The sequence below is a fragment of the Burkholderia sp. AU28863 genome (genome assembly GCF_002223195.1).
Taxonomy (GTDB): Bacteria; Pseudomonadota; Gammaproteobacteria; order Burkholderiales; family Burkholderiaceae; genus Burkholderia; species Burkholderia sola.
This window is the reverse complement of the sequence record NZ_NKFE01000006.1, coordinates 305,467-327,142: the sequence shown is the minus strand read 5'-3', so window position 1 is coordinate 327,142 and position 21,676 is coordinate 305,467. Positions and strand designations below refer to the sequence as shown.

General features: G+C 66.6%; 16 protein-coding genes. 10 read left to right on the top strand and 6 right to left on the bottom strand.

From position 1 onward, the window contains the following. Window positions 1-21: 21 nt before the first annotated feature. Complete coding sequence (locus tag CFB81_RS28110) at window positions 22-2,016, bottom strand: beta-galactosidase (protein WP_089437324.1); 1,995 nt, start codon at window positions 2,014-2,016, stop codon at window positions 22-24. Between the two features lie 9 nt (window positions 2,017-2,025). Then, entirely contained in the window at window positions 2,026-3,174 is a 1,149-nt protein-coding gene (locus CFB81_RS28105; protein WP_089437323.1) for an ABC transporter ATP-binding protein, read from the bottom strand. A gap of 189 nt (window positions 3,175-3,363) precedes the next feature. Here CFB81_RS28105 and CFB81_RS28100 point away from each other — a divergent pair, with 189 nt between their 5' ends. Beyond that, entirely contained in the window at window positions 3,364-4,389 is a 1,026-nt protein-coding gene (locus CFB81_RS28100) for a LacI family DNA-binding transcriptional regulator (RefSeq protein ID WP_089437322.1), read from the top strand. Between the two features lie 27 nt (window positions 4,390-4,416). Here CFB81_RS28100 and CFB81_RS28095 read toward each other — a convergent pair whose 3' ends face one another. Continuing rightward, window positions 4,417-5,058, bottom strand: a complete 642-nt coding sequence (locus CFB81_RS28095) for a GntR family transcriptional regulator (RefSeq protein WP_089437321.1) — start codon at window positions 5,056-5,058, stop codon at window positions 4,417-4,419. Between the two features lie 131 nt (window positions 5,059-5,189). Here CFB81_RS28095 and CFB81_RS28090 point away from each other — a divergent pair, with 131 nt between their 5' ends. After that, entirely contained in the window at window positions 5,190-5,666 is a 477-nt protein-coding gene (locus CFB81_RS28090; RefSeq protein ID WP_069621716.1) for an OsmC family protein, read from the top strand. A gap of 18 nt (window positions 5,667-5,684) precedes the next feature. Here CFB81_RS28090 and CFB81_RS28085 read toward each other — a convergent pair whose 3' ends face one another. Beyond that, window positions 5,685-6,635, bottom strand: a complete 951-nt coding sequence (locus CFB81_RS28085) for a LysR substrate-binding domain-containing protein (RefSeq protein WP_069621715.1) — start codon at window positions 6,633-6,635, stop codon at window positions 5,685-5,687. Between the two features lie 114 nt (window positions 6,636-6,749). Between CFB81_RS28085 and CFB81_RS28080 the strand changes: the two genes are divergently transcribed. The 8 genes from CFB81_RS28080 (at window position 6,750) to CFB81_RS28045 (ending at window position 16,699) form a co-directional block, all read left to right on the top strand. Next, a complete protein-coding gene (locus CFB81_RS28080; RefSeq protein ID WP_089437320.1) occupies window positions 6,750-8,501 on the top strand; it encodes an IlvD/Edd family dehydratase in 1,752 nt (583 codons plus the stop codon). 229 nt (window positions 8,502-8,730) lie between these two features. Continuing rightward, the gene (locus tag CFB81_RS28075) at window positions 8,731-10,089 is read left to right on the top strand and encodes an MFS transporter (RefSeq protein WP_089437319.1); all 1,359 of its coding nucleotides are present in this window, start codon (window positions 8,731-8,733) and stop codon (window positions 10,087-10,089) included. Window positions 10,090-10,138: 49 nt separating this feature from the next. Next, on the top strand, window positions 10,139-11,068 hold the full coding sequence (locus CFB81_RS28070; protein WP_089437318.1) for a dihydrodipicolinate synthase family protein: 930 nt from the start codon (window positions 10,139-10,141) through the stop codon (window positions 11,066-11,068). A gap of 25 nt (window positions 11,069-11,093) precedes the next feature. Continuing rightward, the gene (locus tag CFB81_RS28065) at window positions 11,094-12,023 is read left to right on the top strand and encodes a Gfo/Idh/MocA family protein (RefSeq protein ID WP_069621711.1); all 930 of its coding nucleotides are present in this window, start codon (window positions 11,094-11,096) and stop codon (window positions 12,021-12,023) included. A 90-nt stretch (window positions 12,024-12,113) separates the two neighbouring features. Next, a complete protein-coding gene (locus CFB81_RS28060; protein ID WP_069621710.1) occupies window positions 12,114-13,127 on the top strand; it encodes an arabinose ABC transporter substrate-binding protein in 1,014 nt (337 codons plus the stop codon). Between the two features lie 21 nt (window positions 13,128-13,148). Then, window positions 13,149-14,696, top strand: coding sequence for an L-arabinose ABC transporter ATP-binding protein AraG (gene araG, locus CFB81_RS28055; RefSeq protein ID WP_089437317.1), 1,548 nt, complete (start codon window positions 13,149-13,151; stop codon window positions 14,694-14,696). A 30-nt stretch (window positions 14,697-14,726) separates the two neighbouring features. Then, window positions 14,727-15,746: an L-arabinose ABC transporter permease AraH gene (gene araH, locus CFB81_RS28050; protein WP_069621708.1), complete on the top strand. Its 1,020-nt coding sequence runs from the start codon at window positions 14,727-14,729 to the stop codon at window positions 15,744-15,746. Between the two features lie 50 nt (window positions 15,747-15,796). Beyond that, entirely contained in the window at window positions 15,797-16,699 is a 903-nt protein-coding gene (locus CFB81_RS28045; RefSeq protein ID WP_089437316.1) for an SMP-30/gluconolactonase/LRE family protein, read from the top strand. Window positions 16,700-16,950: 251 nt separating this feature from the next. Here the strand turns inward: CFB81_RS28045 and CFB81_RS28040 are convergent, their stop codons facing one another. Further along, window positions 16,951-17,841 (bottom strand): hypothetical protein, encoded by an 891-nt coding sequence (locus CFB81_RS28040; RefSeq protein WP_256976349.1) that lies wholly within the window; start codon window positions 17,839-17,841, stop codon window positions 16,951-16,953. Beyond that, window positions 17,807-21,664, bottom strand: coding sequence for a type VI secretion system Vgr family protein (locus CFB81_RS28035; protein ID WP_089437314.1), 3,858 nt, complete (start codon window positions 21,662-21,664; stop codon window positions 17,807-17,809). Before CFB81_RS28035 ends, CFB81_RS28040 begins: the two co-directional genes overlap by 35 nt. Between the last annotated feature and the right edge of the window lie 12 nt (window positions 21,665-21,676).

Genomic DNA, 21,676 nt, shown 5'->3' with positions numbered 1-21,676 from the left:
GTGGCGGCGCCGGGGCGGTTGCTACGAACGGCTTCGATACACGGCCACGCCTTGCGGCTCGACCTGCGCGGCGCCGAACACGAATGCGGACGGCGGTACGCCGTCGATCGCATGCGGTGTGCTCGCGTAGTTGAATACGTAAGTCAGGCTGCCGCGCCGGCTCACGCGCACGGTGTCGCCGAGCGGCGTCGGGGCCAGGCCGGCTTCGGCCGCGACTTCGGCGAACAGTCGCGCGGTGGTCGCGTCGTCGAACAGCGCGGCCCAGTAGTGCAGCGTGCCGTGCGACAGGCAGGCCGGATGGCCGTCGGCGAAGCGTGCACGCACGACGCGGTGTGCGTCGTCGTCGCTCAATTCGACGAGGTCGCGCCAGTGACGCGCTTCGCCCGCGAGCGGCGAACCGTCGCGCAGCGTGCCGTCGATCCGTTCGGTCACGTTCGGACGCAGCGATTCGACGCGCCACACGCGTACCGGCAGGATCGACGCGAGCGGGCCGGGCGGCAGCGCCGGTGGAATCTGCAGGTCGGCGGTCTTCGAGCCGGTGCGCGGGCCGAACACCGCGTGCGCGCCCGACGCGGCGAGCCGCGACGCGAAATCGTCGGGCACGATCGGCAGCGGCGGCACGACGACGAGCCGGTAGCCTTCGAGCGGCGCGTGCGCGGAAACGATGTCGACGTCGAGGCCGAGCGAGCGCAGCGCCGAGTAGTACTCGAACGCGAAACGCGGGTAGTGGAAATCGGCGCCCTGCGGCTGCACTTCGAACAGCCACTTCGCTTCGTAGTCGAACACCAGCGCAACGGGCGCGCGCACCGGGCCGTTCGCGTCGGCATCCGCGCCGGCGTCGAGCACGGCGGCGATCTCCTGCGCGACGCGCTGCGCTTCACGGCCGCCTTCGTCGAGCTGGTTGTCGGGTGTGTTCAGGCCCGCGTGCATCTGCTCCTGCGCGAACGGCGCCTGCCGCCAGCGGAAGTACGACACGCAGCCGGCGCCGTGCGCGAACGCTTCCCAGCTCCACAGCCGCACCATGCCCGGTAGCGGCGCCGGATTCCAGTGCGCCCAGTTCACCGGGCCCGGCTGCTGCTCCATCACCCAGAACGGCAGCTTCGACATGCCGCGGTACAGATCGTGATTGAACGACGCGAAATCGGGATGGCCGGTGCGCAGCCAGCGCGCCTTCACGTCTGGCGCGAACCAAAGCTCCTCGAGCGCGCCGAGCGGATAGCTGTCCCACGTCGCGACGTCGAGGTCGCGCGCGACTTCGTAGTGGTCGAACTCGGTGAACAGCTGCATGAAGTTGTGCGCGACGACACGGCCCGGCGAGTGCGCACGGATCACGTCGACCTGCATCCGGTGATAGCGCGCGAGCTCGTCGGACGCGAAGCGCCGGTAGTCGAGGCGATGCGACGGATGGGCTTCGGTCACGGTGCCCACGGGTGCGTCGACTTCGTCGAAATGGCGATACTCCATGCTCCAGAAGACGGTGCCCCACGCGCGGTTCAGCGCGTCGATCGTGCCGTAGCGCGCTTTCAGCCATTCGCGAAAGCGCACGAGCGCGGCCGGCGAATAGCTGACGACGGTCTGGTGGCAGCCCAGCTCGTTGTCGGTCTGCCAGTAGCGCACGGCCGGATGGCGGCCGTAGCGTTCGGCGACCGCCGTGCAGATCTGGCGCGACGCTTCGAGATAGGTCGGCGACGAGAAATCGTAGTGCCGGCGCGAACCGAACGCGCGTGGCCGGCCGTCGGCGCCGATCGCGAGGATGTCGGGATGGCGGTCGATCAGCCATTTCGGCGGCGTGGCCGTCGGCGTGCACATCACGATCTCAAGGCCGGCCGCGCCGAGCACGTCGACCGCGCGGTCGAGCCAGCCCCAGTCGTATTCGCCCGGCGACGGCTCGATGCGGCTCCACGCGAATTCGGCGATCCGCACCTGCTCGATGCCGAGCGCTTTCATGCGGCGGGCGTCGTCGGCCCACATCGATTCCGGCCAGTGTTCCGGGTAGTAGCAGACTCCGAGGCGCATGCCCGATCCTTATGCGTAGTGGTGGACGGGAAGATCGGCGCACGCGGGCACCGCGCGGCCGTCTTCGGTGAACAGGTGGCAGGCCGCGGCCGGCGCGTGCACATGCATGCGTTCGCCGGTGCGCACCGGCGCGTTGCCGGGCACTTTCGCGATCAATGCCGTGCCGCCGGGCTGGTCGAGGTGCACGTAGGTCTGCTCGCCCAGGCGTTCGACGAGCGCGACGTCGCGCGCGAGCGTCGTCGCGTCGGGCGCGGCGCCGAGCGTCAGGTGTTCGGGGCGGATGCCGAGCGTCACGGCGGCGCCGGCGCCGAGCGCCGAGCCGTCGCGCGGCAGCACGAAGGTTTCGCCGGACGGCACGAGCGTGACGGTCGTGCGACGCGCGTCGCACGCGGTCACGACGGCCGGCAGGAAGTTCATCCGCGGCGAGCCGATGAAGCCCGCGACGAAGCGGCTGGCCGGATGGTGGTAGAGGTCGAGCGGCGCGCCGACCTGCGCGATGCTGCCGTGCTGCGCGGTATCCGCGCCGGCGTGCAGCAGCACGATCTTGTCGGCGAGCGTCATCGCCTCGGTCTGGTCGTGTGTCACGTAGACGACGCTCGCGCGTTCGAACTGCCGATGCAGCCGCGCGATCTCGATGCGGGTCTGGCCGCGCAAGGCCGCGTCGAGGTTCGACAGCGGTTCGTCGAACAGGAACACGCCGGGCTCGCGCACGATCGCACGGCCGATCGCGACGCGCTGCCGCTGGCCGCCGGACAGCGCCTTCGGCTTGCGCTCGAGCAGCGTGTCGAGCTGCAGGATGCGCGCGGCGTCGCGCACCTTCCGGTCGATCTCGGCCTTCGGCACGCGCGCGAGCTTCAGCCCGAACGCCATGTTCTCGTACACCGTCATGTGTGGAAACAGCGCGTAGCTCTGGAACACCATCGCGACGCCGCGCTCGGCGGCCGGCACGTCGTCGACGCGGCGGCCGTCGATCGACAGTTCGCCCGCGCTCAGATCCTCGAGCCCGGCGATCATGCGCAGCAGCGTCGATTTCCCGCATCCGGACGGCCCGAGAAACACGCAGAACTCGTGCGCGCCGATCTCCAGATCGACGTCGCGAATGACCGGCGCGTGCTCGCCGTAGGCTTTCTGCACGCGTCGCATCGAGATGCTCGCCATTGTCTCCGCTCCATGTTTTAATGCGCCGTACTGCTTGATTAAGCGCTTAATCATCGCGATCAAAAAAAGGGGCGATGCGATCGCGGCCGAGTCGCGCCCGTCGGTCGGGCGGCAAGGTGTGCGGCGATAGTGCGCCGCTTCGGTGAGCGAAGCAAATACTGGATCGACGTCTCATATAGTGGGCAAACGATGGCAACACTGGATGAAGTGGCGCGCCGCGCCGGCGTGACGGCCGCGACGGTGTCGAACGTGTTGCGCGACCGCGGCCGGGTGGGCGACGCGACGCGGGCGCGGGTGCTCGAAGCGGTCGATGCGCTCGGCTATCGGCCGCATCTCGCCGCGCGGGCGCTGGCGGAAGGGCGCGCGCCGACGGTCGCGCTGATGGTGTCGAGCATCGCGAATCCGTTCTATCCGGAGTTCGCGCTGGCGGTCGAGCGCGCGGTGCGCCGCAACGGGCAGTTCCTGATCGTCTGCAACACGAACGAAGATCCGTTGCAGGGGCGTGCGTATCTCGACCAGATCGCCGGCACGATCTCCGAAGGGATTCTCGTGACCAACGCGAACCTGCACCTGCCGGATCTGCTCGACGTCGCGCAGCGCGGCGTGCCGGTCGTGCTGTGCCTCTGGGAGCGGCCCGAGGCGCCGCCGCCGGGCTTGCCGTGCGTGGCGGTGGACTTCCGCGAGGCGGGGCGGATCGCGACGCGGCATCTGCTCGAACTCGGCCATCGCGAGATCGGCGCGATCGTCGGCGGGTCGGCAAATGGCGTGCAGGCCGCGCGCTACGATGGTTGCGTCGACGTGCTGCGCGAAGCCGGGCTGGACGCGACGCGCGTCGGCGCCGGGCACGATTCGATCGAGGGCGGCGTGCGCGCGGCCGGGCAGTTGCTCGATGCGCATCCCGAGCTGACCGCGCTCGTCGCGACCAACGACCTGCCGGCGATCGGCGCGATGCATGCGGCGGCCGACCGCGGCCGGCGCGTGCCCGACGATCTGTCGATCGTCGGCATCACCGACATCCATCTCGCCCGCGACACGCGGCCCACGCTGACGACCGTCGCGATCCCGACCGCCGAAGCGGCCGGCATCGCGGTCGAATTGCTCAATACGCTGCGCGAGGCGGGCGGGCAGGGCGACGACGCATCGCGCGTGCGGATCGCGTCGCCGCCGACGCTGAGGGTGCGCGGCACCACCGGGCCGGTACCGCACGCGGGATAGCCGGGCGCGAGCGGTCGCGCGCCCGCCTCAACCGCCTTTGACGAGCCGCAGCACGATGCGTCGCGCCGAATCGAGATGCGCGACGGTCATCGCGCGTGCCGCCCGCGCATTGCGTTCGCGACATGCCTGCAGAATCTCTTCGTGCTCGACCTGAAACGACGGTGTATCCGCGAGCAGCGTGGCCTGCAGGCGCTCGTAACGTTCGACCTGGCTGCGCAGCTCCGCGATCGACTTCAACTGCCGTGCGTTGCCGCAGCACCCATACAGCAACGCGTGGAATTCGCGGTTCAGCTCGCCTTGCCGGCGCGGCCCGGTTGCATCGCCGAGCAGCCGATGCACGAGTTCGGCGCGCGCGAGCGTTTCGTCGTCGAGCCGCTTCACGCTGCGATAGATCGCATCGCCTTCGATTAGCGCGCGCAGATCGTAGATTTCCTGCACGTCCGACGCGCTCAGCATCCGCACGACCGCGCCGCGATTCCTGAAGATATCGAGCAAGCCTTCGTGTTCGAGCCGCTGGATCGCCTCGCGCATCGGAATCCGGCTGACGCCGAACCGCTCGGCCAGATCGCGCTCGACGAGCCGCTCGCCGGCCGCCAGCTCGCCGTTGATGATCATGTCGCGCAGCGACGCGGCGACCGCGTCCGCCGTGGAGTCGAGTTTGGCTTCCATGCCTGCGTGTTCCGTCAATTTGGAATAATGGTATACCAAGCGTCGATCCAGTGCCAGAATGGCGACCATCGGCGGGCCTCACGCAACGGCGTTTGGCCCGATCAAGGCAACCGACATCAATGGAGAGCGAGATGGCATCGGGCGAACATCACTATCGCGTCGCGGTGGAGTGGACGGGCAATCGCGGCACCGGCACGTCGGGGTATCGCGAGTACGGCCGCGATCACGTGATCCGCGCCGGTTCCAAGCCGGATATCCCCGGTTCGTCGGACCCGGCGTTCCGCGGCGACGCGGCGCGCTGGAACCCCGAAGACCTGCTGCTCGCGTCGGCGTCGGCATGCCACAAGCTGTGGTATCTGCACCTGTGTTCCGAGGCCGGCATCCGCGTGCTGGCCTACGTCGACCACGCGGAAGGCACGATGCTCGACGGCGCCGGAGCGGGGCGCTTCACCGAAATCGTGCTGCGCCCGCAGGTGACGATCCGGGCCGGCGACGATCGTGACCGGGCCGCGCATCTGCATCACGATGCGCATGCGAAGTGCTACATCGCGAATTCGGTCAACTTCCCGATTCGCTGCGAACCGGTAGTCGGGTTTGCCGCGGAGTAGGAAATCGCGACCGCGCGGTCACGGCACGACGCCGTAAACCTCCCGCGCCGCGGCCCGAATCGCGTCGACCATCACCGCGACGGCCGGCGAATGCAGCCGGTCGGTGCGCGTGATGAGCCCGAAATCGTCCATCCGGCAGTCCATCTCCAGCGGCAGCACCGTGACGATGCCGTGCCGCGCGTAGTAGTGCGCGACGTCCTCGGCGAGCACCGCGATCATGTCGCTCTGCTCGATCAGTTGCGTGATGAACAGCAGCGCTGCCGTCTCGACGACGTTCGCCGGCGGCGCGAGGCTTGCGCGCTGGAACACGAGCTCGAAGCGGTGGCGCAGCACGCTGCCGGCCGGCGGCACGACCCACGCGGCGCGCTGCACGTCCGCGAGCGACAGTGGCGCCTGCGCGAGCAGCGGGTGGCCGGGCCGCACGACGGTGGCCACCGATTCCCCGGTCAACGGCTCGTAGCGCAGGCGCAGCTTGTCGTGTTCGGCGGACAGCCGGCCGAGCACGATGTCGATCTTTTCCTGCGCGAGGTGTTCGAGCAGCACGTTGCTGGTGTCGATCTCGACCGATACGTGCAGGCCCGCATGCGTGCCCTTCACCGCGGCGACGGCCGGCGGCACGAGCCGCAGGCCCGGCGACGTGATCGCGCCCACCGCCACGTGGCCGAGATGGCCGGCCTTCAGCGCGGCCAGCTCCTCGCGCGCCTGGTCGAGGCTGCCGAGCGCCGCGCGCGCGTGGCGGATCAGCGCGTCGCCGTACAGCGTAGGCCGCATCCCGCGCGGCAGCCGCTCGAACAGCACCGCGCCGATCGATTCCTCGAGCTCGCGCAGCAGCTTCGACGCGGCCGGCTGCGTCATGTTCAGCGCGGCCGCCGCGCGATGAATGCTGCCTTCGTCGGCGAGCGCGACGAGCAGCAGCAACTGGCGCGTCTTCAGGCGGGCGCGGTTTCCCCACGGGCTGGCTTCGGTCATCGTACGGGTTTATATCGATATCTGAATCGATATCGTAATCGCCTAAATCGTCATTAGCCAGTTATCAAAATTCTGCCTAGACTGCGCCGGTATCCCGTCACCACAGGACTGACGATGTCGGCAACAAAACCCAGGCTGCGCTCCGCTCAATGGTTCGGCACGAACGACAAGAACGGCTTCATGTACCGGAGCTGGATGAAGAACCAGGGCATTCCCGATCACGAATTCGACGGCCGGCCGATCATCGGCATCTGCAACACGTGGTCCGAACTGACGCCGTGCAACGCGCACTTTCGCAAGCTCGCCGAGCACGTGAAGCGCGGGATCTCGGAAGCGGGCGGCTTCCCGGTCGAGTTCCCGGTGTTCTCGAACGGTGAATCGAACCTGCGGCCGTCCGCGATGCTCACGCGCAATCTTGCGTCGATGGACGTCGAGGAAGCGATCCGCGGCAACCCGATCGACGCGGTCGTGCTGCTCGCCGGCTGCGACAAGACGACGCCCGCACTGCTGATGGGCGCGGCGAGCTGCGACGTGCCGGCGATCGTCGTGTCGGGCGGCCCGATGCTGAACGGCAAGCTCGAAGGCAAGAACATCGGTTCGGGCACGGCCGTGTGGCAGCTGCACGAAGCGCTGAAGGCCGGCGAGATCGACGTGCATCACTTCCTGTCGGCCGAAGCCGGCATGTCGCGCTCGGCCGGCACCTGCAACACGATGGGCACCGCATCGACGATGGCGTGCATGGCCGAGGCGCTCGGCGTCGCGCTGCCGCACAACGCGGCGATTCCGGCCGTCGATTCGCGCCGCTACGTGCTCGCGCACATGTCGGGCATCCGCATCGTCGAGATGGCGCTCGAAGGGCTCGTGCTGTCGAAGATCCTGACGCGCGCCGCGTTCGAGAACGCGATCCGCACGAACGCGGCGATCGGCGGCTCGACGAACGCGGTGATCCACCTGAAGGCGATCGCCGGCCGCATCGGCGTGCCGCTCGAACTGGAAGACTGGATGCGCATCGGCCGCGACACGCCGACGATCGTCGACCTGATGCCGTCGGGGCGCTTCCTGATGGAGGAGTTCTATTACGCGGGCGGGCTGCCGGCCGTGCTGCGCCGGCTCGGCGAAGGCGGGCAGCTGCCGCACCCGGACGCGCTGACCGTGAACGGCAAGTCGCTGTGGGACAACGTACGCGAAGCGCCGAACTACGACGACGAAGTGATCCGTCCGCTCGACCGGCCGCTGATCGCGGACGGCGGGATCCGCATCCTGCGCGGCAATCTCGCGCCGCGCGGCGCGGTGCTGAAACCGTCGGCGGCGAGCCCCGAACTGCTGAAGCATCGCGGCCGCGCGGTGGTGTTCGAGAACCTCGACCACTACAAGGCGACGATCAACGACGAAGCGCTCGACATCGACGCGAGCTCGGTGATGGTGCTGAAGAACTGCGGGCCGCGCGGTTATCCGGGCATGGCCGAAGTCGGCAACATGGGGCTGCCGCCGAAGCTGCTGCGCCAGGGCGTGAAGGACATGGTGCGGATTTCCGATGCGCGGATGAGTGGCACCGCATACGGCACGGTCGTGCTGCACGTCGCGCCGGAAGCCGCGGCCGGCGGGCCGCTCGCAGCCGTGCGCAACGGCGACTGGATCGAGCTCGACTGCGAGGCCGGCACGCTGCATCTCGACATTACGGATGAAGAGTTGCAGCGCCGCCTGTCGGACGTCGATCCGACCGCGGCGCCGGGCGTGGCCGGCCAGCTCGGCAAGGGCGGCTATGCACGGCTGTATATCGATCACGTGCTGCAGGCCGACGAGGGCTGCGACCTCGATTTTCTGGTCGGCATGCGCGGCGCGGACGTGCCTAGCCATTCGCATTGAGCGGCGGGCGGTATAGCCCGTTGTGCAGATACGCGGCCCAGCGTCAGCGGTAAAGCACTGACGTGGGCCGACCGCGAAGCATGGGGTCTGCATAAGCGCTAAAGCGCTAACGCAGACCGACCGCGAAGCATGGGGCCCACGTAAGCGCTAAAGCGCCAACGTGGGCCGACCGCGAAGCATGGGGCCCACGTAAGCGCTAAAGCGCTAACGTGGGCCGACAGGAGACAAGATGACGACGCAGTACACGCCCGCGCAGGCCGCGGCGGAACAGTCCGATTCGCCGGCAGCCGTCGACGAACGGCAACTGACCCGCCTGCTCACGCGCAAGCTGGTGCCGTTTCTCGCGCTGATCTACGTGGTTGCCTACGTCGACCGTACCGTCGTCGGCTTCGCGAAGCTCCACATGAACGCCGCGATCGGCCTTGGCGACGCCGCGTACGGGCTCGGCGCGGGACTGTTCTTCATCGGCTACTTCCTGTGCGAGGTGCCGAGCAACCTCGCGCTCGGACGCTTCGGCGCACGCGTCTGGTTCGCGCGCATCCTCGCGACGTGGGGCGTGATCACGATGGCGATGGCGCTCGTGCACGGGCCGACCAGCTTCTACGTGCTGCGCTTCCTGCTCGGCGCGGCGGAAGCCGGCCTCTATCCCGGCATCCTGTACTTCCTGACGCAATGGTTCCCGATGCGCGACCGCGCCCGCGTGATCGGTCTGCTCGTGCTCGCGCAACCGCTCGCCGGCATCGTGACCGGGCCGCTCGCCGGATGGCTGCTGTCGACGCACGGGTGGCTCGGCCTGTCGGACTGGCAGACGCTGTTCGTCGTCAGCGGCTTGCCGGCCGTGCTGCTCGCGTGGCCGACGCTGCGGCTGTTGCCCGAATCGCCCGCGCATGCGCGCTGGCTGAACGACGACGAACGCCGCTGGATCGCGCGGCAGCTGGCCGCCGACCGCGACGCCTATCGTCCCGATTCGCACCGCAATCCGCTCGCCGCGTTGCGCGACCGTCGCGTGCTGCTGCTCGCCGCGCTGTTCCTGCCGTTCCCGCTGTGCATCTACGGGCTGTCGCTGTGGCTGCCGACGATCATCCATGCGTTCGGCGCCGGCGATGCGATCACCGGCCTGCTGTCCGCCGTGCCCTACCTGTTCGCGGTGGTCGGCTTGCTCGTCGTGCCGCGCCATTCGGATCGCAAGCGCGAGCGCTACTGGCACATCGTCGTCGTGTCGGCGGCTGCCGCCGTGACGATGGCCGCGAGCGCGTGGGTACGTCAGCCGGCGCTGCAATTCATGTTCATCTGCTTCACCGCGTTCTCGCTGTATTCGATCCAGGCCGTCGTGTGGGCGCTGCCCGGCGAATTCCTGGCCGGCACGAGCGCGGCGGTCGGCATCGCCGCGATCAATTCGCTCGCGAATCTCGGCGGCTACGTCGGGCCGTACGGGATCGGGCTGATCAAGGCATCGACCGGCAGCCTCGCGGCCGGCCTGTACTTTCTCGCGGCGACGCTGCTGTTCGCGGTGCTGATGACGTTCGTGGTCCGGGCCGCGCTGCGCGCGCCCGAGCCGGCCGCGGGCGCATTCGCCCGCGAATCCTGAACGCCTTGTTTTCCGGCTGAACGCCGATTCGACTGACGCAGGACCCACCATGACATCGAGCAGCACACCGCGCTATCGCGGCATCTTCCCCGTCGTCCCGACGACGTTTTCCGACACCGGCGAGCTCGACCTCGCGAGCCAGAAGCGCGCGGTCGATTTCATGATCGACGCCGGCTCGGACGGGCTGTGCATCCTCGCGAACTTCTCCGAGCAGTTCGCGATCACCGACGACGAACGCGACGTGCTCACCCGCACGATCCTCGAACACGTCGCGGGCCGCGTGCCGGTGATCGTCACGACGTCGCACTACAGCACGCAGGTCTGCGCGGCGCGCAGCCTGCGCGCGCAGCAGCTCGGCGCGGCGATGGTGATGGCGATGCCGCCGTATCACGGCGCGACGTTCCGCGTGCCGGAAGCGCAGATCTTCGATTTCTTCGCGCGCGTGTCGGATGCGATCGACATCCCGATCATGATCCAGGACGCGCCGGCGAGCGGCACGCCGTTGTCCGCGCCGTTCCTCGCGCGGATGGCGCGCGAGATCGAGCAGGTCGCGTACTTCAAGATCGAGACGCCGGGTGCGGCGAACAAGCTGCGCGAGCTGATCCGGCTCGGCGGCGACGCGATCGAGGGGCCGTGGGACGGCGAGGAGGCGATCACGCTGCTCGCCGACCTCCATGCGGGCGCGACCGGCGCGATGACGGGCGGTGGTTTCCCGGACGGCATCCGGCCAATCCTCGAAGCATGGCGCGAAGGCCGCCACGACGATGCGTTCGCGCATTACCAGACGTGGCTGCCGCTGATCAATCACGAGAACCGCCAGTCCGGGATCCTCACCGCGAAGGCGCTGATGCGCGCCGGCGGCGTGATCGCGTGCGAGCGGCCGCGGCATCCGATGCCGGAACTGCACCCGGACACGCGCGCGGAATTGCTCGCGATCGCGCGCCGGCTCGATCCGCTCGTGCTGCGCTGGGCGCGCTGAGCGATTCGCGAAGGAGAGACGCACGATGAATCATCCAGTTTCGCTGGGCGTGGTCGGGATCGGCAAGATCGCACGCGACCAGCATTTGCCGGCGATCGCCGCCGAACCGGGCTTCGCGCTGACTGCCTGTGCGAGCCGTCACGCGGAAGTCGACGGCGTGCGCAATTATCCGGATCTGAACGCGCTGCTGGCTGCCGAGCCCGAACTCGACGCGGTATCGCTGTGCGCGCCGCCGCAGGTGCGCTACGCGCAGGCGCGCGCCGCGCTCGAAGCCGGCAAGCACGTGATGCTCGAGAAGCCGCCGGGCGCGACGCTCGGCGAAGTGGCCGCGCTGGACGCGCTGGCGCGCGAGCGCGGACTCACGCTGTTCGCGACCTGGCATTCGCGCTGCGCGAGCGCGGTGGAACCGGCGCGCGCGTGGCTCGCCACGCGCACGATCCGCGCGGTGCAGGTGCGCTGGAAGGAAGACGTGCGGCGCTGGCATCCGGGGCAGCAGTGGATCTGGGAGCCGGGCGGCCTCGGCGTGTTCGATCCGGGCATCAACGCGCTGTCGATCGTCACGCGCATCCTGCCGCGCGAGCTCGTGCTGCGCGAGGCGACGCTGATCGTACCGAGCGACGCCCAGATGCCGATCGCGGCCGAACTCGATTGCGCGGATACCGACGGTGTGCCGGTGCGCGCGGAATTCGACTGGCGGCACGGCCCGGTCGAGCAATGGGAGATCGCGGTCGACACGGCCGACGGCGTGCTCGCGATCAGCCGCGGCGGCGCGCAATTGTCGATCGCGGGCGAGCCGATCGAGATCGGGCCGGAACGCGAGTACCCGGCGCTGTATGCGCATTTCCACGCGTTGATCGCGCGTGGCGAAAGCGACGTCGACGTGCGGCCGCTGCGGCTCGTCGCCGATGCCTTCCTGTTCGGCCGGCGCGTGCAGACCGACGCGTTCGGCCGCTGAACCTGCGTGCGCTTCGGCATGAAGCGCACGCGACGATTGATTGATATTTCGACACGCATCACGGCATCAGCCGATACAAAGGAGACACCCATGAACCGCACGACTCACACGATCCGTCGACACACCCTGCGCGCGCTGCTGGCCGCGCTCTGCATCGCGCCGCTCGGGATGACGGGCGCCGCGCATGCCGACGCGCCGCTGAAGATCGGCTTCCTCGTGAAGATGCCGGAGCAGGCGTGGTTCATCAACGAGCAGAATGCGGCGTCCGCGCTCGGCCAGAAGGAGAACTTCTCGGTCGTGAAGATCGGCACGCCGGACGGCGAGAAGGTGCTGGCCGCGATCGACAACCTCGGCTCGCAAGGTGCGCAAGGCTTCGTGATCTGCGCGCCGGACGTGCGGCTCGGGCCGGCGATCGCGTCGCGCGCGAAGCGCTACAACATGAAGTTCGTGACCGTCGACGACCAGCTCGTCGATTCGAGCGGCAAGCCGCTGCCGAACGTGCCGCACCTCGGGATGTCGGCGACGAAGATCGGCAACCAGGTCGGCCAGGCGATCGCCGACGAGATGAAGCGGCGCGGCTGGAAACCGGAGGAAGTCGGCGCGCTGCGGATCACGAACTACGAGCTGCCGACCGCGAAGCTGCGCACCGACGGCGCGACGCAGGCGCTGCTTGCGAACGGCTTCCGCAAGGAGAACATCTTCGACGCGCCGCAGAAGACGACCGACGACGAAGGCGGCTTCAGCGCGGCGGCACCGGTGCTCGCCCGCCATCCGAACGTGAAGAAGTGGGTGATCTACGCGCTGAACGAGGAAACCGTGCTCGGTGCGGTGCGCGCGACCGAGCAACTGCACATCCCGGCGGCCGACGTGATCGGCGTCGGCATCAACGGCGCGGGCGAGGCGTTCGCCGAATTCCAGAAGAAGGAGCCGACGGGCTTCTACGGGACGATCGCGGTCAGCTCGACGAACCACGGCAAGGACAGCACGCAGAACCTCGTCGACTGGATCCGCAACGGCAAGACGCCGCCGGCCGACACGCAGACGAGCGGCAAGCTGATGACGCGCGCGAACTGGCAGGCCGTGCGTGCCGAACTCGGTATCTGAGCGGGGCGAGGCGAGAACGCGATGACGATGCAGACGATGACGGCCGTGCCCGGCCACGACGCCGAAGCGGGTGCGCCGCCGGACGGCCCGCTGCTCGCGCTCGACGGCATCACCGTGACGTTTCCGGGCGTGCGCGCGCTCGACGCGGTGTCGCTGTCGGTGCGCGCGGGCGAGGTGCACGGCCTGATGGGCGAGAACGGCGCGGGGAAATCGACGCTGCTGAAGGTGCTGTCCGGCGTGAACCATCCGCAGGCCGGCACGCTGACACTGAACGGCACGGTGCAGCGCTTCGCGTCGACGCGCGCGGCGCTCGAGGCCGGCATCGCGATCATCTACCAGGAGCTGCATCTGGTGCCCGAGCTGACGGTCGCGGAAAACCTGATGCTCGGGCAATTGCCGAGCCGGCTCGGCGTGGTCGACGAGCGTGCGCTCGCGGCCCGCGCGCTCGATGCGCTGGAGCGGCTCGGTGAGCACATCGATCCGGGCGTCCCGGTGAAGTATCTGTCGATCGGCCAGCGCCAGATGATCGAGATCGGCAAGGCGCTGATGCGCGACGCGCGCGTGATCGCGTTCGACGAGCCGACGAGCTCGCTGTCCGCGCGCGAAACCACGCAACTGTTCCGGATCATCCGCGCGCTGCGCGCGGAAGGCCGGGCGATCATCTACGTCACGCACCGGATGGAGGAAGTGTACGAACTGTGCGACCGCGTGACGGTGTTTCGCGACGGCCGCCGCATCGACACGTTCGATTCCGTCGCCGATCTCGACCGCGACCGGCTGATCGGCTGCATGGTCGGCCGTTCGATCGAGGACGTGTACGGCTATCGGCCGCGCCCGGCCGGCGACGTGCTGATCGAAGCGAAGGGGCTGGCGGGGCCGGGGCTGGCCGAGCCCGTGTCGTTCACCGCGCGGCGCGGCGAGATCGTCGGTTTCTTCGGGCTCGTCGGCGCGGGCCGCTCGGAGCTGATGAAGCTGCTGTACGGCGCGGTGCGGCCGAGCGCCGGGCACGTCGAGCTGAACGGCAAGCGGATGGCGTTCGGCAGCCCGCGCGACGCGGTGCGCGCCGGCATCGCGCTGTGCCCGGAAGACCGCAAGCAGGAAGGCATCGTCGCGATCGCGTCGGTGGCCGACAACCTGAACATCAGCGCGCGCCGCCATTTCAGCCCGGCGCGCGTGCTGCTCGACGGGCGGCGCGAACGCGAGCTCGCGCAGAAATACATCGAGCGTCTCGCGATCAAGACCCGCGACGGCGAAACGCCGATCGGCGCGCTGTCGGGCGGGAACCAGCAGAAGGTCGTGCTCGCGCGCTGGCTGGCCGAGCGCATCGACGTGTTCCTGATGGACGAGCCGACGCGCGGCATCGACGTCGGCGCGCGCGCGGAAATCTACAACCTGTTCTACGAACTCGCGGAAGCGGGCCGCACGGTGATCCTCGTGTCGAGCGATCTGGCCGAGGTGATCGGCGTGTCGGACCGCATCGTCGTGATGAAGGAAGGACGGATCGCGGGCGAGGTCGCGAAGGCGCAGGCGACGCCCGATGCGCTGATCAAGCTCGCGCTGCCGCGCTAGCGGCCCGCAGTCAACCGGAAAGCAAACGTTATGAGCCAGGCAATGCAACCCCAACGTACTTCCCCCACCCCGGATACCCCTGCCGTGCCCGCGCGAGCGCGCGGCGGCGCATGGCAGCTGATCAACCGCTCCGGCATCGTGATGGTGTTTCTGGTGCTGTTCGCGACGCTGTCGCTGACCGTGCCGGACTTTCTCACGCCGCGCAACATCCAGGGCCTGCTGCTGTCGGTCACGCTGATCGGTTCGATCTCGGTGACGATGATGTTCGTGCTGGCGCTCGGCGAAGTCGACCTGTCGGTCGCGTCGATCGTCGCGTTCTCGGGTGTGGTCGCGTCGACGCTGATCACCGCGACGCACAGCATCGTGCTCGGTGTCGCGGCAGGCGTGCTCGCCGGCGGCGCGGTGGGGCTCGTGAACGGCGTGCTGATCGCGCGCTACCGGATCAACTCGCTGATCGTCACGCTCGCGATGATGGAAGTGGTGCGCGGGCTCGCGTTCATCACGTCGAACGGCGACGCGGTGATGATTTCGGAAGAACGCTTCTTCGATCTCGGCGGCGGGTCGTTCCTCGGCATCTCGTTTCCGATCTGGAGCAACATCGTCGGCTTCGTCGTGTTCGGCTTCCTGCTGCGCAAGACGGTGTTCGGCAAGAACGTGCTGGCCGTCGGCGGCAACGGCGAGGCCGCGCTGCTCGCGGGGCTGCCGGTCATGCGCATCAAGATCGCCGTGTTCGTGCTGCAAGGGCTCGTGACCGGCTTCGCCGGCGTGATGCTCGCGTCGCGGATGAGCCTCGGCGACCCGAAGACGTCCGTCGGCCTCGAGCTCGGCGTGATCTCCGCGTGCGTGCTCGGCGGCGTATCGCTGACGGGTGGCGTCGCGACGATTTCCGGCGTGCTGGTCGGCGTGCTGATCATGGGCTCCGTGCAGGACGCGATGAGCCTGCTGAACGTGCCGACCTTTTACCAATATCTGATACGCGGCGGAATTCTGTTGCTCGCGGTGCTGTTCGACCAGTATCGTCGCAACCAGCGGCGCGCGATGAAGATCTGACTTCGATCACGCGCGGCCGCCTGCATAGACGACGAATATCGGGAGACGGCATGCAACAGACTCATCCGGGCACGGCGGCGACGCTGCTGGCCGACAGCCGAAACACGCTCGGCGAAGGCGCGACGTGGTGCGACAGGACGCACGCGCTGTACTGGGTCGACATCGAAGGCGCGCAGCTGTGGCGCTGCCGCGCGGACGGTTCGGACCTCGCGCAGTGGGCGATGCCTGAGCGGCTCGCGTGTTTTGCGCTGACCGACGATCCGGACGTGCTGCTCGTCGGGCTTGCGACGCATCTCGCGTTCTTTGACCTGCGCAGCGGTGCGTTTACGCGGATCGTCGACGTCGAGCCCGATCTGCCGACCCGGTTGAACGACGGGCGCTGCGATGGGGCCGGCGCGTTCGTGTTCGGGATGAAGGACGAAGGCGCAGAGCCGCCGCGCGCGGTGGGTGGGTTCTATCGGCTCAATCCCGATCTCACACTCGAACGGCTCGCGTTGCCGGCGGCCGCGATCGCGAACAGCATCGGGTTCTCGCCGGATGGGTCGAAGATGTATTTCTGCGATTCGCTGGTGCGCGAGATTTTCGTGTGCGATTACCGCGCGGGCGGCGATGTGGCCAATGTGCGGTCGTTCGCGCGGCTGACCGATGCGCACGGCGATCCGGACGGCTCGATCATCGATCGCGACGGCGGGCTGTGGAATGCGCAGTGGGGCGGCCGGCGGGTGGTGCGTTATGGGCCGGACGGGGTCGAGACGGATCGCGTTGAAGTGCCGACCGCGCAGCCGAGCTGCGTCGCGATCGATGGTGAAGGCCGGTTGTACGTGACGAGCGCGCGCGACGGGCTCGGCGATGACACGCTGGCGGGCGACGTGCATGCAGGTGGCGTGTTCGTCGCGCAGACGCGCTATGCGGGGCTGCCGACGGCGCGGTTCGCGGGGATGCTCGTCGGGTAAATAGCCGGTATCGACGCTGGTCGGTCCCGACTGGAAGGAAAGGATACGGTCGGGCCGGAAGAGATGACTTGAGTCCGGTTGGCCAGCTTCCGGTTCTCGGTACAACGCTCGATCAGATTTCGCGGCGTCCTTGCACGCGGCCGTTCGATCAACGGCCGCGCCGTGAGCGGCGCTCGGGCGCAGGGCGTGCGCAGCATGAAGCCGCGCGGAAACCTGATCGCCCTGCAGGCACGGCTAACGCGGACGCGACGTCATCCTTCCCGCGTCCACCGCGGGTCGCCATATTCCTCCAGCCACATCCATCGGCCGGGTTCGAAGAGATTCGTGTATTGCGCTCGTTGTGCTTGCTCCTGCGGCGTCAACTTGCGAACCTCGGGGAATGTTTGCCCTTTTCGCACGAACAATCGATGCGACTCCGACGTTGAGCTGTACCCCTGCCATATCCCCGTTTCAGGGCAGAGCATGCCGGTACAAAGGTTCATCAATCCGTATTTGTGGCGCTTCGCTCGTTGCTCTTCGAGACGGCGCTGCTTGCGTTCGTTCGGCGTCAAGATTTTGTATGCGCGGCGCATGTAGACTATCCACAATTGCTGCGGAGATGATCCGTCCAGTGGATTTATGTAACCAAGGTCGACGTCGATCGGGAATTTGCTACCCGGAATGTCTTTTGATCGGTAGCGAAAGGATTGCAAGTTGGGAGCGTCCGGCGTGCGACCCATTAATTCGTTTCCGTAATAACGATTCCCATGTGAATCAACCCAATAATCCTCCAACTGCAGAAGCGATTTGATCTCCGTGTCAGCCAGGCTGGCGACCCTCGCATCAACGACGATTCGTACCCCACCCGGCACAATTTTCACTTTGTCGCGATTGTCGCTATAGTCTTCCGGATCCGCACCCGTGGAAAACTCGATCTTCGTTCCGCGCAGTGCACGATTTTTGTATTTATAGAGAAACCCTTTTGCAGGAGGACGTGCCCACGTCGTGTAGTTTGTTCCAAAGGCAATATGTTGCGGATCGTATGGCGTGTCATCGCGCAGGATCGCCATGGCTGTTTCGAGAATGGTTCGCAGCACGACACGCTGCTCCTCGTCTGTCGCCTGCACTTCAAATCCTTCCCCCAATGGCGTCAAGTGAAGCATCGTATTCTCCTGTGCATGTACCGGGGTTACGCACGAAAGCACGATCAGGGCGATCCCAATAGGCTTGAACCACTTCCGCGCACGCATAAGCATCTTCTTCATGTAGCTGGCTCCGGTATCCCTCTTCGAAACTCACCATCTTCGCCGCCGTTTCCGGCGACACTCTCAACAGCTTGCACACCTCGGCTTGTGCAATCGGCACGTCGGGCTCTACGTAGCTGCCCCCTGGTTGATTTTTGATGTAAGAAATCATCCAGTAATAGTGGAAAACCAACATGCGATGAAGTCCCGTGGCAATTCGTGTATCGTCGGGGATTTTTGCTTTCTCTGCGGCCTCAAAAATTTCCGGCAGAAAGTTGGTCTTATATGTCTGCATTGCACACGTGAACGTCGCATGGTCGCTCGAATGTTGTTGAAGCAAGGCCATCATCCAGAATGTTTGCTGGCAATGCCGCGCTTCGTGATAAAGCAAATCCGCGAAGGCTTTCAAGGTGCCATCCAGCGCAACTGCATTGTTCGACGATGCAACGATCTTCGCGATTTCTCTCTCTTGGATGGCTATCGTCCAGTATTTTCCGATAAACGACGCGCTTACATCCGGGCGCATGTTGTATCGAGAATTGCCGTCTCTTTCATTAACAATATCGATAATGGGCGTTGCGCCAGTTGATCCTATCGGGTTACTTAACGAACCCTTGGGTAGCCCAAACGGGCCCGCTGCGAGCGCGCTATCCAATACATTTCCAACCGCAAGCGCGACGCTATCCTTTACTTCGTCCGATATCCCGCCGTTCAGCGTACGAAACCGGCTCCACTCAATCCCTTTGAGCGCCTTTTTGATCGCCGCCGTATACGCCTTCGTCACCGGATACACGACATCCCGGCGCACCGGCATACCTGCATCGACGTCGCCCTGCTTCGCCCCGTCGATGAAGTGATGGAAGCGCAATCCAAAATTGAGCGGATCACAGGTCGCGAACTCAGGCCGCTGACTCTCCGACGTCGCTCCCTGTTCCGGGGTGCTGACCGTCTTGCCTCGAATCTTCGTAGCCCGTTTGTCGGCATTCGGCGCCTTGGCGGTATAGGGCACCGTGTTGTCGCGTACGACTGCCACCCGATTGACGGCAATCACCTTGTCGGGGTCGCTTGCGGCCAGTATCTCGACCATGCCGAACGCGACCTCGTGGTCCGTTACCACCTCCGTTTCGCCGTGATCGTTGCTTACCCCCTCGATCACTCGGCCGTTGTCGAGCGTGATCCGGTACGGCTGATTCGGCAGCGCGAACCCGTTGCCGTGCTCGATCAGCACAAAGTGCGCGGCAAACCGCCCAGGATTGCCGGGCGTGACCGGAAAGCGTATCGGTCGCAACCGCGCGGTGTCCGTCTGATGACTGCCGGCATGGACCGTATGCTCGCCGGCCGTGCGCACGACGTAACCGCGTTCGCTGATGCAGACCTCCGTACTCCCGGCGTGCAGCACGATTTCCTTCGCCGCGTGCAGATGAATACTGTCGGCCGTGCTGGTGATCCGGATCGCACGCTTGGCCGTCAGATCGATCCCGTCGTTCTGCGCTTCGACACGTACCTTGCCGCCGGCGGCGATCAATGCGATGCCCGCCTTGTGCACGAACAGCGCGAACGTGTTCGCTACGCTGGCGAACAGCGATCGGCCGACCGCCAGGCCGACATGCCGGCCGCTCGTCACGGCCACATCCTCGTTGCTGGCGATATGGGCGCTGCGCTCGGCGGCCAGACTGATGCCTGCCGGTCCGGCGAGCACGATGTCGGCTTCGGTGAGTTCGGGAAAGTGGTCCGGATCCGCTGATGGATTGCCCTTGATCGCATCGTTGCGCGCGTGGATGGCGTTGACGACTTCGCTCTGATCAGCGCCGTGTCGTTGCGCGTCGTGCCGTTGAGCCAGCGAGGACAGGCTCTCTTGCAGATCCAGCGCCGCCGTCAGCCGACCGATCGCCTCCTTCGCGTCTTTCGCGTGGCCCGCGCCGTCGGCTTGCCCATCTGTCGTGACGAACAGCCCTTTCAACGCCCGCATCACACCCCAATCGTCGGTGCGCAGATCGAAGCCCCTGCCGCGCGCCTCGGCACGCCCCCGCTTTTTCAGCATGCGCCGCAGGTTGCCGAGACTGAGCTGCGATGTGCCGGCATCGCTCGCAATCTGTGTATGAATTTGCCCCTGTGTGTCGTCGATCGCGACGTGACCGGATGCCGTGCCGTGGTGCTCGCGGCCGCGCAGTATCGACACGCCCTGGTTGTGCGGCAAATCCAGTGCCGGCTGACGAAACGCATTCACGACGCTACCGGCAATGACGGGCAAATCCGGATCGCCGTAGTAGTGCATGACGGCCACCTCATGGCCAATCCGGGGGATGAACGTGGCGCCCAGGTCGATGCCTTGCCATGGCGACAACACGCGCAGCCAGATTCCCGAGCGCTCGTCGTGCGTGCCTTGACGGTCCCATTCGAACTGCACCTTGACCCGACCGTATTGATCCGTCTGGATTTCCTGTCCGGCAGGGCCGACGACGACGGCCTTCTCGGGGCCGCTCAACACGGGCTTGTCGACACTGCGCTTCAGGCGGAATGGTTCATTCGCCGGTAGCAGTTCGAATTGCGTATCGACGCGGTACGTTTGCGCGCCGCCAGTGCGGACTCCGATTTCCTCTATGTCGAGCGCGCAGGACACGACCACATATTCACGGTTCGCGGATTGCTGCGGGTATCCGGTCAACGTGAATGTGCGACCGACAGTCAGCCCGCGCAGATTGCCTGCGCCCTTCGCGCGCAGCCCCGCACAGCGTTGTGCGTCAAGCTGTACGCAAGCCAGGTGACGCGCTTCCAGATCCGTATCGTTGGGCTGGCCGGCGAGACCTTGTGCACCCGCCAGCGGCTGGCTGTAGCGGCCCCACGCGTAGATTTCCGAGTCGGCGCTTGCCGTGTCGCGCGGGTTTTCCTCGGTAACCGCCAGCGTCGCGCGCGGGCGCGTGTAGTCATAGTCCGTCACGGTCACACGGCCGGCCGTGAGTCGGCTGGTTACCGACAGCGCATGAACGTGCTCTTCGTCGATTTGCTTGCTGTCCGGCGGCAGGTAGCGCAGCGTCGCATAGGCAGGACCGTGGGCGTGATGACCGCCGATCGTGTCGCACAGGACCAGGCGATGATGGCCGTCATCGTGCTCGAACCACCACCAGATGCCCCATTCTTCCCACAGTCGTTGCAGGAACGCCCAGTCCGACTCGAATGCCTGACGCTGTACGTCGCGTTTCGGATAATCCCCGTGGAATGCGCCCGCCAGACGCTTGTCGACCCTGTACGGATACTTCGACAGCACGGCGTCGGTGATCTCGACGACGTTCATTTCCTGAAAGAGCCGACTGTCTTGCGTCAGCGTCGCGCGATAGAGCCACGGGCGCAATTCGAGTTCGTACAGGATCGAATCCTGGTCCTGGCCGACAATCCGTGCCGCTTCGACCAGCCCGGTGATTTCGCGCGTGCCGGCGCCGATATTGTCGAGTTCGTTATTGTCCGCCAACCCGGGAATGAAACGGCCTTTGCCGTCGAGTTGGATGTAAACGGTGACTTCGGTGCCGACTAGTTTATCCAGATCGAGATTGGCCGCAGCGCTCGGAGAAAATGCGTAAGCATCGTCGGTTCGCAGTGTCACGAGATAACGGCATTCTTCAATACGACCGATGGCTTCGGTGCCTTGCAATCGCGCCGGAACCAATACCGGGAGCGCATCCATCCCGAAAGTGGGTATCGCGGCGCCGGAGATGGACAGCGTACGGGTCGGGTTCAGGATCGACATGATTTCGAACCT

Coding starts and splice junctions, on each gene's coding strand:
- CFB81_RS28105 (WP_089437323.1), bottom strand. CDS start 3,174: ATGGCGAGCATCTCGATGCGACGCGTGCAGAAAGCCTACGGCGAGCAC.
- CFB81_RS28065 (WP_069621711.1), top strand. CDS start 11,094: ATGAATCATCCAGTTTCGCTGGGCGTGGTCGGGATCGGCAAGATCGCA.
- araH (WP_069621708.1), top strand. CDS start 14,727: ATGAGCCAGGCAATGCAACCCCAACGTACTTCCCCCACCCCGGATACC.
- araG (WP_089437317.1), top strand. CDS start 13,149: ATGACGATGCAGACGATGACGGCCGTGCCCGGCCACGACGCCGAAGCG.
- CFB81_RS28075 (WP_089437319.1), top strand. CDS start 8,731: ATGACGACGCAGTACACGCCCGCGCAGGCCGCGGCGGAACAGTCCGAT.
- CFB81_RS28110 (WP_089437324.1), bottom strand. CDS start 2,016: ATGCGCCTCGGAGTCTGCTACTACCCGGAACACTGGCCGGAATCGATG.
- CFB81_RS28100 (WP_089437322.1), top strand. CDS start 3,364: ATGGCAACACTGGATGAAGTGGCGCGCCGCGCCGGCGTGACGGCCGCG.
- CFB81_RS28080 (WP_089437320.1), top strand. CDS start 6,750: ATGTCGGCAACAAAACCCAGGCTGCGCTCCGCTCAATGGTTCGGCACG.
- CFB81_RS28085 (WP_069621715.1), bottom strand. CDS start 6,635: ATGACCGAAGCCAGCCCGTGGGGAAACCGCGCCCGCCTGAAGACGCGC.
- CFB81_RS28045 (WP_089437316.1), top strand. CDS start 15,797: ATGCAACAGACTCATCCGGGCACGGCGGCGACGCTGCTGGCCGACAGC.
- CFB81_RS28070 (WP_089437318.1), top strand. CDS start 10,139: ATGACATCGAGCAGCACACCGCGCTATCGCGGCATCTTCCCCGTCGTC.
- CFB81_RS28095 (WP_089437321.1), bottom strand. CDS start 5,058: ATGGAAGCCAAACTCGACTCCACGGCGGACGCGGTCGCCGCGTCGCTG.
- CFB81_RS28090 (WP_069621716.1), top strand. CDS start 5,190: ATGGCATCGGGCGAACATCACTATCGCGTCGCGGTGGAGTGGACGGGC.
- CFB81_RS28040 (WP_256976349.1), bottom strand. CDS start 17,841: ATGCTTCACTTGACGCCATTGGGGGAAGGATTTGAAGTGCAGGCGACA.
- CFB81_RS28060 (WP_069621710.1), top strand. CDS start 12,114: ATGAACCGCACGACTCACACGATCCGTCGACACACCCTGCGCGCGCTG.
- CFB81_RS28035 (WP_089437314.1), bottom strand. CDS start 21,664: ATGTCGATCCTGAACCCGACCCGTACGCTGTCCATCTCCGGCGCCGCG.